We start from the raw sequence: 14,623 nt of genomic DNA, 5'->3' as shown, positions 1-14,623 counted from the left end.
CGTGCACCGCGACCTGCGGGGTCACGTCCACCGGCCAGTGGACCTGGTCGGCCCGCGCACCGGCCGGGGTGACGCGGATGTGCCCGTGGGCCTCCCCGGGGGAGTCGGTGAACGCCACCGTGACGTGGAACTGCTCACCACCGGGCAGGTGGTTGCCGCGGTTGAGCAGTTCCGCGACACCCCGTTCGACGCGGTCGCGCAGTTCGGCCAACTGCTCCGGGCCAGCGTGGCCCGCGGTGCCGTCCGCGCCGTCCACCGGGTCCAGGAAGAGCTTCACGGTGAAGTCGCGCACCCTGACGCCGCCGACGTCGACGACGACCGTGTCGTAGGCGATCCGCGAGTCGACGCGGTCGAGGCTGATGCCGGTCGGCGTGATCGCGGACCGGCCGCTCACGGTGGGGTCCTCACCGCGGACCCGCTCCGCGGACGTGGCGCGCGCGACGGCCGCGCGGACGGCGTCGGAGGGCACGGGGTCGGTCCGCCGGAACCAGGCGGCGTCCCGGTCCCGGCTGTGCCGCCAGGACTCGTCGGCGAGGATGTCGCGCGCCCGCCGCTCCCGCGCCGGTTCGCCGGTCGCGGTGTCGGGACCGATCGCGGTGTCCGGGCCAGCCGCAGTTTCCGGACCGGCCGCAGTTCCCGGGCCGGCCGCGGTGTCGGGACCGATCGCGGTCCCCGGACCGGCCGCGATCCCCGGACCGGCCGCGATCCCCGGACCGGCCGCGAAAGCGGTCCCGGTCGGCGGCCCCGCCGGCACGCGCGTGCCGGTGGCCCGCAGCGACCAGTCCACCCGCACGTCCACCCGGCCGGCCGGGCCGACGGGGTCGAGGGTCACCTCGACACCCGCGCCGCGCAGCTCCGCCGCCACGCGGGCCGCCGCCTCGCCCGGACCGGAGACGAGCACGCTCGGCGGCTCGTAGCGGTCGGCGCGGGAGGCGACCTCCTGGACGAGGTGCTGCCGGAACGCGTCGACCCGCTCCCACTGCTCGGGCACGGGCCCGCCGCCGGGCCCGTGGACCAGCGACAGTTCGAGCACCGGCCGGTCGTCCCCGCCGGTCGGCAGGTCCGGCACGCCCAGGTCGCGGGCGATCCGCCGGACGACCCTCAGGGCCTCCAGCCGGCCGCCGGTCGCCCGGTCCCCCGGCGTGCCGGTGCCCTGCCGGGCGGCCGGTCCCCGGTCGGCGAGCGCGATCGCGATGGCGGCGGTGTGGACGATGTCGTCGTGCAGCGGGCCGGTGAGCCGGTCCACGTCGACCGCGATGGCCACGATGCCCCTGGCCTGGCGGTACGCGCGGTCGCGCAGGGTGGCGGGCAGGTCGGCGAACAGCGCCGCGGCCTCTTCGCGGGCCTCGCGGAGGGCTTCGCCGGTCCACTGGGCGGACGCCGGGACGGCGGGCGCCGTCCTGGTCCGCAGGCGCGCCGCGGCGGGGGGCGGCGCGGGGTCCGCCACGTGGCCGGCCGGTGGCGCGATGCCCAGCCCCGCCGCGATGTCCCGGGCCAGGGCACGGGTCGCGGTGACCCCGGAGCGGCCGAGCAACGAGCCGGTGACGATGGCGACGAGGTCGCCGCGCAGGGCCTCGTCGGCCAGGGCGGTCGGGTCGAAGCTGTCCGCCACGACCAGGTCGGCCTGCCTGGACACCCCGGTCCGCTCGGTGCGCGGGAAGGCGGCGACGAACTCGCGCGCCCGGTCCGCGGCCGGCGGTACCGAGTCCCGGGTCCACCGCCGCGCCGCGCCGTCGGCGGTCGGCTCGGGACCGCCGAGGAGCACGGTGCCGGGTGCCCCCGACGGCACGTCGCCCTCGCCCAGTTCGCGGAACCCGCCGGCGGCGGTCAGCTCCACCCTCGTCGGGAACGACTCGACCCCACCCCGGTGCCCCCGGTCCGCGGCCAGGGCGCGCAGCGCCTCGCCGTCGCGCACCGAGCAGCTGAGCACGGTCAGCGACGCGTCCCGGTGCAGGCCCATCGCGGGCAGCAGGCCGAGGAAGGCGGCATCGTCCAGCTCCACCGCGCGCCCCGACTTCAACGGGACGTGGAAACCGCGCTCGTCGTGGTGCACCGCGACGTGGAAGCGCGACGCGCCGGCCCCGGTCGACCCCGGGAGCCGGTCGGCGACGCCCCGGGTGAACGAGGACCGCACGACGTCGGCCTCGCCGTCGCGCAGGAAACCGACACCGACCCGGTTCCCCGTCCCATCCACCAGGTCGACCGACACCACGTCCCGGGGATCGACGGGGGTGTCGTCCACCCGCGGCTCCGGGGCGGCGGGCGGGAAGCCCACCCCGGCGGGTCCGCCGCCCACGCCGGGCAGCTCGACCGGCCGGTCGTCGGCGACCCCGGCCGGCGCGGTGGCCGGTGCGGGCACCGGCGCGGGCCGGTCGTTGTACGCGGCGATCTCGCGGTCCACCGCCGCCTTCGCCCGCCACCAGGCGCCCTTGCGGTCCTCCGCCACCGCACGGGCGCGCTTGAGCTCCGCCTTGGCCGCGTCGGCCCGGTCGCGCAGGTCGGCCACGCGCCGCACGACCGCCTCGTGCGCCTCGCGGGCGGCATCCCGGTCGGCGCGCGTCCGCTCCGCCGCGTCGCTCGACCGGCGCACGACCCGCTCGACGCTCCCGGCCGTCCGCGCGACTTCCGCGACCAGCCGCTCGGCCGCGTCCACGGCCTCCTCCGCGGCGGTGACGCGCTCCTCCGCGGCCGTGATGCCCCCGCGGGCCGCGTCGAGGGCGTGCTCGGCCTCCTGGACGGCTTCCCGGGCGGCGTTCAGCCCGTCCTGCGAGGCACGCAGCCCAGCCCTCGCCTCGTCGGCGTTCCGCTCCAGGTGGCTCAGCTCCACGAGCAGCACGTTGCGGAAGGCTTCCTCCCGCTGCTCCGCCAGCGCCCGACCGGTCTCGGCCACCTCCCGGTCCACCGCGTCGACCAGGCGTCGCCGCTGCTCGACCAGCCGTTCGGCCGCGGTGAGGGAACTCCGGGCCGCGGACAGGTCCACCTCGGCGTCGCCGAAGACGTCCCAGGCGCGGCGTTCAGCCGCCCAGGCGTCGTCGAGGGAGTCACGACTGCCGTCGGCGTCCGCCTCCGCGGCCCGGTGCTTCTCCCGCCACTCGGCCAGCGACGCGCGCAACGACGACAGCTCGCCTTCGCGCGCGGCGTGGTGCGCGTCGGCCGTGCCGGACGCGCGCTCGACCGCCCGCAGGTCCTGCTCGGCCCGCTCCAGTTCGAGGACGAGGTCCTGGGTCCGGTGGCGCGCCGCGTCGACGGCCAGTTCCGCCTCCCGCCACGCGTGGTCCGCGTCGCGCACGGCGTCCTGCGCCTCGGCCAGGGCGCCGTCGATCGGCTTGCCCAGCAGGGCCTCGGCTTCCCGAGCGGGCATCCTCAGGTCGGCCGAGCGGGTGGTGACCAGGTCGTAGACGGCGATCCGGCCGTCGCCGAGGTCGGCGACGACCCGGTAGTCCACGTCGAAGTCGACCACGGCGCTGCGGCTGAAGTCGATCAGGTCCGGTTGCCTGCGGTCGAACGCCTCGCCCGCGGCCAGGCCGATGCCCGCGGCGATCCGCTGGGCGTCGACCCCACCGCTGAGCAGGTGGAACGAGTTCTCCAGGTCGGTGTCACCGGCGGCGTCCTGGTCGACGTGGTAGTAGTTGCCGCGGCCGAGGGCGAGCGAGACCTGTCCCGTCGTCACCCGGCCGGCGGTGTTGGCGGTGGTGACCCCGCCGGTGGTGATGTCGAAGTCGTACACCTGGTCGCTCAGGCTGTTCAACCGCGGCGCGCGCAGCCTGGCGTGCACTTCGAGGCCCGCCCTGGCCGATCGGCCGGCGGACGACTCGTGCAGGTCCGGGAGCTCCAGCACCGCACCCCGGGCCATGCCCGGCAGGGCGGCCTCCAACTGCTCCTGGCTCAGTGCCGACAACAGGGCGTTGAGCGGTCCGGTGCCCTTGCCCGTCAGTTCCGGCAGGCCCTCGGTCGCCTGCTCGGGCAGGTCCCGGGACACCGCGGCGCGCAACGCCGTGATCGCCACCTGCCGCAGGTCCGTCACGCCGACCAGGCCCTCCGTCGACGCCTTGAGCGGCGGGGTGACGCCCTCCGAGCGCCACAGCTCCAGGCCGGCCAGGCCGACGAGCGTCGACCTGGGGTGGACCTCGGCCCGGTAGGGGGCGCGGCCGCGGCCCGCGGTGCTGACCGCGTCGGCCTGCCTGCGCAGCAGGAAGTCCTGCCGGTCGCCGCCGGTCTCCGCGAGGGTGCGGGCGCCCTTCTCCACGACCAGCGTGAAGCGGAGCGGCAACTGGTAGCGCGCCATCGGCCCACCGGTACCGCGCAGGTGCGCGAAGGTGTCGGTGGTGGTGTGCACGGTGGTCTCGAACTCGGTGGCCCCGACCCCCGCCGACGGCACGGCGCCGACCGAGTTGATCGGCTGGTGGGTGTCGTCGGTGGCGAGGGCGTGGCCGCCCAGGCCGCGCAGCAGCACGTTCCACCCGTTGCCCCGGGTGAAGCGCTCGACGGAGTCGCGCACACCCATGACCAGGTGCTCCAGGCCCACCCCGTCGTTGACCACGTCGACGAAGCGGGTCTTGTCGGTCACCTCCGCTTTCAGGGTGACCTGGTAGACGTCCTTGCCCACGAGGCGTCCGGGCCGGTGCAGCAGCAGTGGCACACCGCCGTCCAGCGCCGCGTTCACGAGGGCCTTGACGCTGGTGGGTGAGGAGAAGTCGACCAGGCGCTGGAGGTTGCCCATGAGGTCGTCCAGCATCGAGTCCGGGATGACGGTGGGCAGCATGAAGCCGTCGAGCCGCTGGTTGGTCTTCTCGACGAGGTCCCAGACCACACCGGCCAGGTCGGGGGTCCCGTCGGGTTCCAGCAGGGCGAGCGCCAACGTGCTCGGCCCGCCGGGGTTCAGCAGCGCCGGCGGCTGGAGCACGTGGTCGGCGGCGGGTTCGCCCGCGGTCCCCGGTGCCGGCGCGGTGCCCGTCGCGGTGCCCGTCGCGGCACCGGGTCCGGTCCCCCCGGCGTCGGCGAGCCCCGCCTCGACGTCGGGCAGCAGTCCGAGTTCGACGGCGGTCTGCTCGCTGATCCGCAGGAACACGCCGCCGGGCAGGTCGACGGTCGCGCCGGCGCCGGCGCCGTCCCGGAAGGACCTCGTGTCACGGCTCTCCCCCACCACCGTGAACCGCGCGTCCACCTGGGCCAGGACCGTGCGAGCACCCTTCGGGGTCAGCCGGTTGCGCTCCACCAGGCCGACGTTCTGCTTGGCCCTCGCCTTCGAGCGCAGCCAGGGCACCCACCTGGTGATCACGCCGACACCGCCCACCCCGCGGGGCGCCAGGGCGTTGCGACGACCGGAGCCGCCGATGCTGAAGATCCAGTCGACCGCCTTGGTGATGCCCCGGAGGGAGGCGGCGTAGGAGCCGCCGGTCAGCGAGTTCTCCGAGGCGGTGCCGTCCGAGACGGACACCAGGCGCGGGTTGGACAGGTCCACCGACATGCCGAGCGCACCGACGCGCTTGACCGGACCCCGGTTGTAGTGGAGGTGGTTCTCCAGCACGGCGCGTTCGGCCATGCGGTGCAGGTTCGCCTTGATGTTCGACGGGCTGAGCATCCGGTCGAGCTGTTCGCGCGCGGTCGTGCCGCGCGCCGTCAGCGAGGTGTCGCCGCCCGCGGCCTCGTCGAGCACCCGACGGGCTTCGGCCTGGAGGGTGGCGGTGTGCGCCACGGCCTCCACGTGCAGCCACGGGAAGGGCGCCGCGCGCCGCGTGCGGGGATTGAGGAGCGAGGCGATGGTCGCGCCCGCCGGGAGGCGTTCGACCCGCGGCTCGCCCGGCGTGAACTCCGCCGGGTCGGCCGCGGTCGTCGCGCCGTCCTCCATCCACAGGTGCACCACGCCCCGGATCGGGGTCAGTTCGACGGGCGCGCCCGGACCGGCGGGGGCCGACACCCCCGTTCCGGCGTCCGGGCCGGCCTGTGCGGTCACGTCGGCGGGCGCGACCGGGCCGGCGGGGGCGACCGGGTCGACGGGCGCGACCGGGCCGACGGGCGCGACCGGCGCGGTGGACGCCGTGCGCGCCACGACCGCCGGCCTGGGCGCACCGTGGAACCAGTGGGGGCGGCGCCGGAAGGAGGTGATCTCGATGTCGAACTCGATGTCGTGCCGGAACACCTGTGCGGTGGGGTGGCCGATGTTCAGCGACGAGCTCTCCACGACCGAACCGGCCCCGGTCCGCGTCGTCCTGACCCTGAAGAACCTGAGCGCGGTCTGGACGAGGGCGGCGCCGGCGCTGGTCTCGGAGCGCTGCCTGCGCCCGACCCGCCCCTCGCCACCGATGCTCCACAGCTTCTTCGTGGTGGTCGAACTGCCCAGCTTCGGGCTGACCGCGGTGTAGTGGCGGACCATCCGGTCGGAGACCGAGCCCAGGTGCTCACCGCTGCCGAGGCGGGCCTTGACGACGACGTCGAGGTAGTCGTTCGAGAACCGGCCCCGCCGCTTGAGCCGGACCGACACCCCGCCGTTCTGGAGGTCCTCCAGGCTCGTCCGCAGCGCGGTCGGCGACAGCTTCGCGGTCAGCTTGCGCAGGTTGTTCAGCTGCTCGACCGCGTCGACGGACTTCCGGCCGCTCAGCTCGGGCCGCACGTCCGACCGGTTCGGGACGGGCAGGAAGTCCTCGAAGCCGGGCAGTGCTCGCAGGGCCTCCTTGACCTGCGGGAGCACCTGCTTCGCCGCCTCGAACCGACCGGCCTTGCCGCTGCCCGCAGCGAGGTTGGCCGCGACGTGGGGTAGCTGGTGGCGCGTGCCGGGATCGCTGAACAGGGGGGCCGTGCCGGGTGGCACGGGCAGGCCGAGCCGGGCCGCTTCGCCGAGCCCGAGTCGCAGGTAGACCGACACCGGGACCACCACGTCGGCGGCTGCGGGCGGGGACACCCTGAGGTCGGCGGAGACCCGGTACAGGCCGATACCCCCGCTCATCTCGACACCGGTGCGGGTGGTGGTCGTGCTGCCCGCCGACGAGCCGTCCTGGGTGCGCGCCGAAAAGCCACCGGTGAGGCCACCACCGCCGAAGGCCGCCGGGTGGGGCAGCCCCACGCCGCCACCCGCGGACACCCGGACGTCGAAGCCCGCCTCGATCGCCGCGCTGGTGCCGGTGCCGCCGAGCACCTGTTCGCGGCTGCGCAGCTTCCCGGCGGCGTCCGTTCCGAGGAGCTGGACCTCCCCCGGCTCCAGCCTCGCCTCCACCACGTCGGCGTGAGCACCGTGGGGGCTGCTCAGCAGCGGCGAGACGACGCCGGCGCCGAGCATGTCGACCAGCCGGTTCCGGACGCTGTCCCGGTTGAGGAAGTCGCGCAGCGCGGTGCGGCCGTCGGCGCCCGGTTTGGTGATCGACGGGTGCATCCCGCCCGCGGCGGCCTTGAACACCTCGTCGACCCGGTAGCCGACGACGGCTTCGGGGAAGGGGTGTTCGAGCTTGTCGGCCCAGTTCGGGTCGTCGGGCCTCACCGGGTCCGACCGCGTGCCGGAGTCGAGGGCACTCGTGAGTTCGTCGGGCAGCTGGAGGACGACGTCGGGTGCCTTCGCCTGCGGCGTGGCGTGCTCCGCCCTCTCCTCGGCGGTGTCCTCCGCGGGCAGCACGCCGCGACCGACGACCTCGCCCGCGGCGTCGGTGAGCACGATCTCGTAGCGCACCGGCAGGACGGCGGTGGTGGTGGGACCGGAGCGCAGGATGTGCTGGTGGAGGACGCCGGCGGTGACGACGGAGGAGGTGTGCGGGGCGGCGTGGGGCGCCCGGAGCGCGACGATGCCGTACGCGCCCACGCCCTGGCTCACCAGCGCGGCGACCCCGATGTCGGCGGAGTGGTGCTCGGCGGTGACGGTCGTCGAGGTCACCGCGTTCTCGAACCGGCTGTCCGCGTGCAGCGGTGCCGGCGGGGTGACCAGCGCCCCGAGTTCGTCGAGCGGCGCCAGTAGGGTGGCCGTGACGTGCGCGTCGAACCACCTGCCGCCGAGTTCCAGCTGGAACGCGCGACCGTCGCCCATCAGCGACCCGAACTCGGTGCGGATGGCGCGCTCGACCCGGTCGAGGCCGCGCACCGGGGCGGGTCCCCGCGACCACAGCCCGGCCGCGGCCGCCTTGATCCGCCCGATGCCCCGCGGCTGGGGGGCCGGGACCTCGGAGACCAGCCTGCGCAGGGTGTCGGTGACCTGCTCGACCCCGGTCGGGTCGGTGGCCGTGATCGGTCCCAGGGCCTCGTTGCGCTGGAAGTAGTCGGGCATGGACCGGGAGGACAGGACCACCGGCGCGGAGTCCCGCTCGGAAGCCGGCTCCCCGTCCCGGGGCGCGGTGGTGGCCGCGTCGTGCGGGGCGCGGTCGTCGTGCAGGGGTGGCTGCTCGACCGGCGGTCGCGTCGCGTCGCGGGTTGGCGCCCCTTCGGGGAGCGCCATGGTGATCGCCACGTCGTCCACGTCGTCCACGTCGTACGTGTCGTGCTCGGGCAGGTACTCGACCGGTGGCCGCGAGGCCCCGGCGGGCAGTGCCGGCCCGTAGGTGCCGCCACCCTGCACGATCCTCCGGCCGCTCACGACCGGGCGCATCAGCCCTTCGTCGACCGCGTACATCGTCACCGGGCCGAGGTCCTGCTCCCACTGGGCGCGCAGGCCGTAGACCTCGGCGACGAGGATTCCCCGCTCGGGGTCCACGTGGTTGATGTCGCAGTGCCCGAAGACGATCGGCCTGCTCGGGTCCACACCGGCGGACCTGAAGATCGCGCTGCCGTGGATCAGCCTCGCCGCCCGGGGCCCCCTGGTCGGGACGCGATCACCCCAGCGGTCCGGGTCCCCGGTCCGCAACCGGAAGCCCAGCCCCCCTTCGTAGCCGTGACCGTCGACGTACCAGGGCAGCGTGCCGTGCCACGGGTTGCGAGCCGCCTTGAGGAACCCCCGACCACCGGGCTCCCGGAACTTCCGGTAGTAGTGGTCCCGGCCTGCGCGGGCCTCGTTGATGCCCACCGCGGTGAGCATCGCGGTGTCGAGGTCCTCGCTGGGGAACATCTGGCCGTACACCTCTCCCGTGGAGGGGTGCACGTGCGGGAGGCCGACCACGGTGTCCGGCCGGGGCGGAATCGGCCTGACCTGCTGCATCTCCGTGGCCTCGGTGATGATCCGGCCATCGGGCAGGAAGTCCGTCGCGCCGTTGAAGCCGAAGAAGTTGCGCGAGTAGCCGCCGGGCACCATGCCCTCGGCGAATCGCCGCAGGTCGACGACCGGTCCGTCGAGGGTCGCGAGCACGATCGGCACGGCGATCTCGACGTCCGCCGCGGCGCGCAGTTCGAGGTCGTCCCGGAGGATCTGCGCGAGCCGAGCCGAGTCGGCGGCACCGACGAGCCCGTCGCCGCGCAGGCCGCGGTAGCCGTCCCTGCTGCGGGACAGCACGAGCACGACCGGCATGACCTTCTCGGACCACATCGGGGGGAAGCTGCCGCCATCGGTCCGGAGCACCTGGTGCAGGGCCGCGGGACCGGTGTTGAGCGCCCACACGCGCAACCGCTCGAGGACCTGCTCGTCTCCCGGTGTGCGCATCAGGAACGCGACCACCCGGCCGTCGGCCGTGGTCAGCGCGGTCTTGAGCAGGCGTCCCGCACGGGGGACCGACACCGGGACGAACCGCGAGTCGGGCGAGGCGGTCAACCCGGTCAGCCCGATCGCGGACAGCTCCGTGGACGCGTAGACGTCGCGGAAGTCGTTCGCGGCCTGGAGCGGTCCGGCGAAGTCGAAGCCGAACCCGCCGATGCCCACCCGCTGCGCGCCGTGGTCGCCGATCAGCACGACCGGTCGCCGCGGGTGCGACCCACCCCCGGCCGGGCGCGGCCCCTCCGCCCGGAGCGCCGCGGTGAACCGCTCGTCGCGCAGCAGGTAGTCCATCAACTCCTGGCCGCCGAGGTTCAGCAGGCCGCCGTCCCGGGCGACCACGGTGGCACCGACGGCGTTGCCGGTGACGACCACGAACACGGGGCGCGGTCCACCCCGCCAGGGGCCGTCGGGCACCTCGCCGCGGTCCAGCGCCTCGGCGAAGGAGCGCTGGGCGTCGGCGGCGAACTCGCTGATCGGGAAGCCGAACACGTCGCCGTGGACGAACTGCCGCAGGTCACCCGGGGCCAGGGGCGGTCCCTCGCGGAAGCGCGCCCCCTCGGGGAGGACCATCATGTTGCGGTCGCGGTTGTAGGCGAACGGTCCGGCGTACTCGAAGGTCGGACGCGGGCCGGTCAGGCGGTTCAGCTCGGCCAGCAGCCGCTGGTTGGTGGTGTCGTCGTTCACCGGCGTGCTGCTCATGACCGCGAGCGGCGCCCGGACCGGCCCGCCTGCCAACCGCTGGAAGACCTCGTGCGCGAAGAGGATCCCGGCGAAGCTCTCGGGGCTGTGGCGCGCGAGCCAGCCGGCCCGCGTCATCGTGGCGACCCGGCCGTCCGAGGCGACCAGGAACAACTGCACCGGGGGCACGCGCCCCGGTTGGAGGCTGCGCGCCCACGGTGCCGGGTCCTGCCGGAAGGGGCCCCGCTCGGCCGGTCTGCCCGAGTCGCGCGTCACGGTGATCCGGTGCGACTGGTCGTTCGCGGTCAGGGCCGTGCGACGCCAGGTGCTCGCCCAGTTGTCGCTCGAGGGGAAGGCCACGGCGTAGTGGCTGCCCTGCGCGTCGACCAGTTGCTGGGCCACGACCTCGTCCGGGGTCACCTCGGAGACCAGTTCGAACGACCCGGTCTTCGACAGGTCGGCCGCGTTGTTGGTGACGACCGCGCGGCGCGAACCGCCCGGCCCCCGCAGCGCGGCGGCGAACGCCCTGGCCTCGGGGACGTGCGCGTCCCCGGTCGCGTCGGTGACCAGCAGCACCGTCACGTCCTCGCCCGTACTCCGGAACGACGCGGCCCAGCGAACCTCCTCGGCGAGCCGGGAACCGGCAACGGCAGCGCCGTTCACCAGGAACCGCCCCTCGGGTGCGGTCCGGGCGAAGACGTAATAAGCCTCGCTCTCCCTGGGCAACGCGATGTTGCCGTAGACGCCCCACCAATCGGTGGCGTCGTCCGGGGCGCTGCGGACCACCAGACCCCCCACGGCATTGCCATACGGGGAAAAGTCCACGAGGTGAACAGAGCCGCCATGACGGGGCGGTGCGTGGGGCATGGGCGCGTCGCGCACGAACGGCTCGGCCTGTGGCCGTACCCGGCTCTCCAGCGCCCGCATCCGCGTCTGCACCAGCCACAGGTCCTGCGGCAGCAGGGCGTGGTGGTCGCGTTCGACCACCCGCCCGCGCCCGTCCGCGTCCTGGAAGACCGGTGCGTTCGCGGACTTGTCGAAGTACCGGTCGACCAGGCCCAGGAAGTGGCCCACCTCGTGCGCCAGCTCCCGCGAGGTGGCGTCGGCCGCCCAGCGGGTCTGGTCGCTCCACTCCCCTGCCGGGAGCACGTCGATCGACGCGTGGGCCTGGTCGACCCGGTCGGTGAACTCGACGGTGACGTGGAACCGCTCGCCCCCGGGCAGGCGGTTGCCGCGGTTGTAGAGGTCCGACACACCCTGGCGCACGCGGTCGCGGAGTTCCCGGTCGCCCGGCAGGTGCAGGCGCACCGTCAAGTCGACCACGGGGGTGCCCCCGACCTCGAACCGGCGGATGTCGTAGGCGATCCGGCCGCGTCGCGGTTCGAGGTGGACGCGACCGGGTGCGACCGTCGAGCCCTTGCCGACCCCGGAGTCCTCGCCGCGCACCCAGCCGGTGACCGCGGTGGAGGCCCGGACCTCGGTGATGTCCCGCTCGTCGAGGTCGTTGTCGGGGTCGCTGTCGGGGTCGAACCACGGCGCGGTGCGGTCGGTGCGGTGCCGCCAGCTCTCGTCGTCCAGCACCGGGTGCGGCCCCGAGGTGACGACGTCACCTGCCCGCGGGTGCGGGTGCGCGCGGTCGGCGCCGGGCCGCGCCTCCGCCGCGAGGTCGCGCAGGATCCGCCCGATGCGGTCGGGGTCGGGCTCGACGTCGAGGAGGTCCTCGGCCACGACGGCGACCAGGTCCTCGCGCACTTCGGGGTCGGTCACCGCGTGGGCGTCGACGATCCCGCGTGCCCGCTCGACCACCTCGTGGTCGGGGTTCGGCAGCCCCTTCCGCGCCTCCCGGGCCTCGCCGCGCAGGAGCTCGCGCGTCCAGGGCGTCCCGCCCGCCAGGTCCACCGGTTCGGTGCCCGGGGCCGTCGTCGCGGTGAGCACCGGGTCGGAGGGGTCCACGGGGGACTCCCGTTCGAACCGGGTGCCGGCATCCCCCACCGGAACACCGGGCGTCGCCTCGACCGTCGCGCCACCGCGTTCCGGCTCGGGTCCCGCGGTGGCCGGTCCCCCCGGCCGCCCACCACCGGACTGCTGCCCCGGAGCGACCTGCGGCTGGGCCTGCCCCTCCCGGTTGACCGGCAACGGCAACGCCACATTCGGCGAATCCGGCACCGCCAACGGAGGCAAAGACGACAACAGGCGTGGCGACGGCACCGGCAACAACGGCACCCGCTCACCCGACACCTCCGATCGCCCGCCACCCTGCTGCGGAGACGAAACGACCGGCGGCTGGGCCTGCCCCTCCCGGTTGACCGGCAACGGCAACGCCACGTTCGGCGAATCCGGCACCGCCAACGGAGGCAAAGACGACAACGGGCGCGGCGACGGCACCGGCAACAACGGCACCCGCTCACCCGACACCTCCGATCGCCCACCACCGGACTGCGGAGACGAAACGACCGGCGGCTGAACCGCCCCCTCCTGGGGGACCGGCACCGCCGCGTCCGGCGAACCCGGCACCGGCGACGGCGGCCGGGACGACAGCTCCAGCGGGTCGTCGGACGCCGCGTCGACGGGCAGCGGCAGCCCGTGTTCCGGGGGCGTGGCGCCCGGCTGCCCCGAAGGCAGCCCGTTCCGCTCGGCCGCGCCCTCCCGGGCACCCGGGTCGTGCTCACCGGTGGCGGTGTCCTGCGAGGTGGTGGTGTCGTGCGGGACGGCGGTGTCCTGCGAGGCGACGATCTGCTCCCACCTGTCGAGCAGGCCGGGCACGTCGATCCGCGTCGAGGGCTGGACCGGGCTCGGGTCCGACAGGAGCAGCGCCTCGCCGGCCGACGACCGCGGACCGGTCCCGGTCGTCGGACCGTCCGTCGGGGTGTCGCCCGGTCCGGGCCGCCGCGGCTGGACGTCGTCCGACCGGCCCGCGCCCGGCTGGTCCGCGCCACCGGACGGGTTGTCCACGGCCTGGTCGGCTCCACCCTGCCGGTTGCCACCGGGTGGGGTGGTCGTGCCGCTGCTGCCCGATCCGGACAGCGCCATGCCGCTGCCGACCAACGCGCCGGCGGCGATCGCGGCCGCCCCGCCGATCACCGCGCCGTTCAACGCCCCCAGCCCGGAGCCCGATCCCCGGCCCGGACCACCGACGCCGGCCTCCTCGTGACCGCTCTCCCCCTGCGCCGCCGGTTCTTCCTGCGCCGTCCCGCCCGGCTGCCCGTCGGGTTCCTGTCCGTCCTCGACGCCACCGGGCTCCTGCTCCGGCCGCGGTCCGAGTTCGTGCCACGTCCGGTCGTCCGCAGGAGGCTGCTCGGGATCACCGACGAGGAGGGTCTGCGGTTGGTCGGTCCCGGCGTTCGGCTGCTCCTCGGGCGCGGGCCCCTGCTCCTCGGGCTCCGCCTCCTGACCCGGGTCGCCGCCTTCGTCCCCGCCTTCGTCCCCGCCACCGTGGGGTGTCCCCTCGTCCCCGACGACGTCGGCGAGGTCGTCGAAGTCGTCCAGGTCGATCTCCGGCAGGTCCTGCCCGTCCTCGCCGAAGTACTTCTCCACGCTGCCTTCGAGAGTGCCGCTGAAGACCCCGTTGACGCCGCTCATCCAGACGTCGCCGAGCCCCTGGTTCATCATCAGCGAGATGTTGGTGTCCACCACCACCTCGGCCACGCCCTCGGCCACGCCGCCGAACAACGGCGTGTCGGCGAAGTCGGGGAAGTACTTGTCCCCCAGCGTCTTCATGCCGCTGATCAGGCCGCCCGCGGCGGCACCACCGAGGGCGGACAAGCCCGTGCTCAGCGTGTCCCACGCCTGCCGCACGCCCTCGGCGAACTGGATCAACTGCACGAAGGCGTCCTGGAGAACCTCCTCCATCGCCTCCGAGGCCGCCACCGCCGCAGTCCTCGACCACAGGGCGAAGCGCTCCAGCAGCCTGGCGATCGCCATGCGGCCGGCCATGATGATCTGCGGCACCAGCGCCGCCGCCCACGGCGTCGGCAGCACGGTGAAGATCAGCGTCGCGGTGTGCGCGAACTCGACCATCATCCCGTACTCGGCGGAGTTCGCCCCCTCGGCGATCTGCCGCAGCAGGGCCGCCGGCTGTTCGACCGAGCCCGCCAACCGCGAGCCGATCCCGTTGAAGGGCCTCATCATGTTCGCGAACCCGGTGGCGATCTCGTCGCTCACCGCGTCACCCAGCGACACCGTCAGGCTCTCGACGCCCGTCCACAGCTGGTCGACCTGCCCACCCGCTTGCCGCCACGCCTCCGCCTGGGCGAGCGCCTTGTTGACGCTCACCCGGGGGATGGGCTGTCCCGCGAACAGGATCGTGAAGATGCTGCCGGCGAGGGAGGACTCGAATTCAGCGGGCAC

Annotated in this window: 1 protein-coding gene (cut by a window edge); it reads right to left on the bottom strand. The window is 74.7% G+C overall.

Annotation, left to right across the window (positions count from 1 at the left end; genetic code table 11):
* Window positions 1-14,623: the 5' portion of a hypothetical protein gene (locus EKG83_RS15030; RefSeq protein ID WP_153278119.1), read on the bottom strand. It extends 18,539 nt beyond the left edge of the window; the window shows 14,623 of its 33,162 coding nt (coding positions 1-14,623); its start codon is at window positions 14,621-14,623; the stop codon falls past the left edge of the window.

This window comes from Saccharothrix syringae (assembly GCF_009498035.1).
GTDB lineage: Bacteria > Actinomycetota > Actinomycetes > Mycobacteriales > Pseudonocardiaceae > Actinosynnema > Actinosynnema syringae.
The sequence above is the reverse complement of the archived record's forward strand: the minus strand, read 5'-3'. Positions and strand labels throughout refer to the sequence as shown.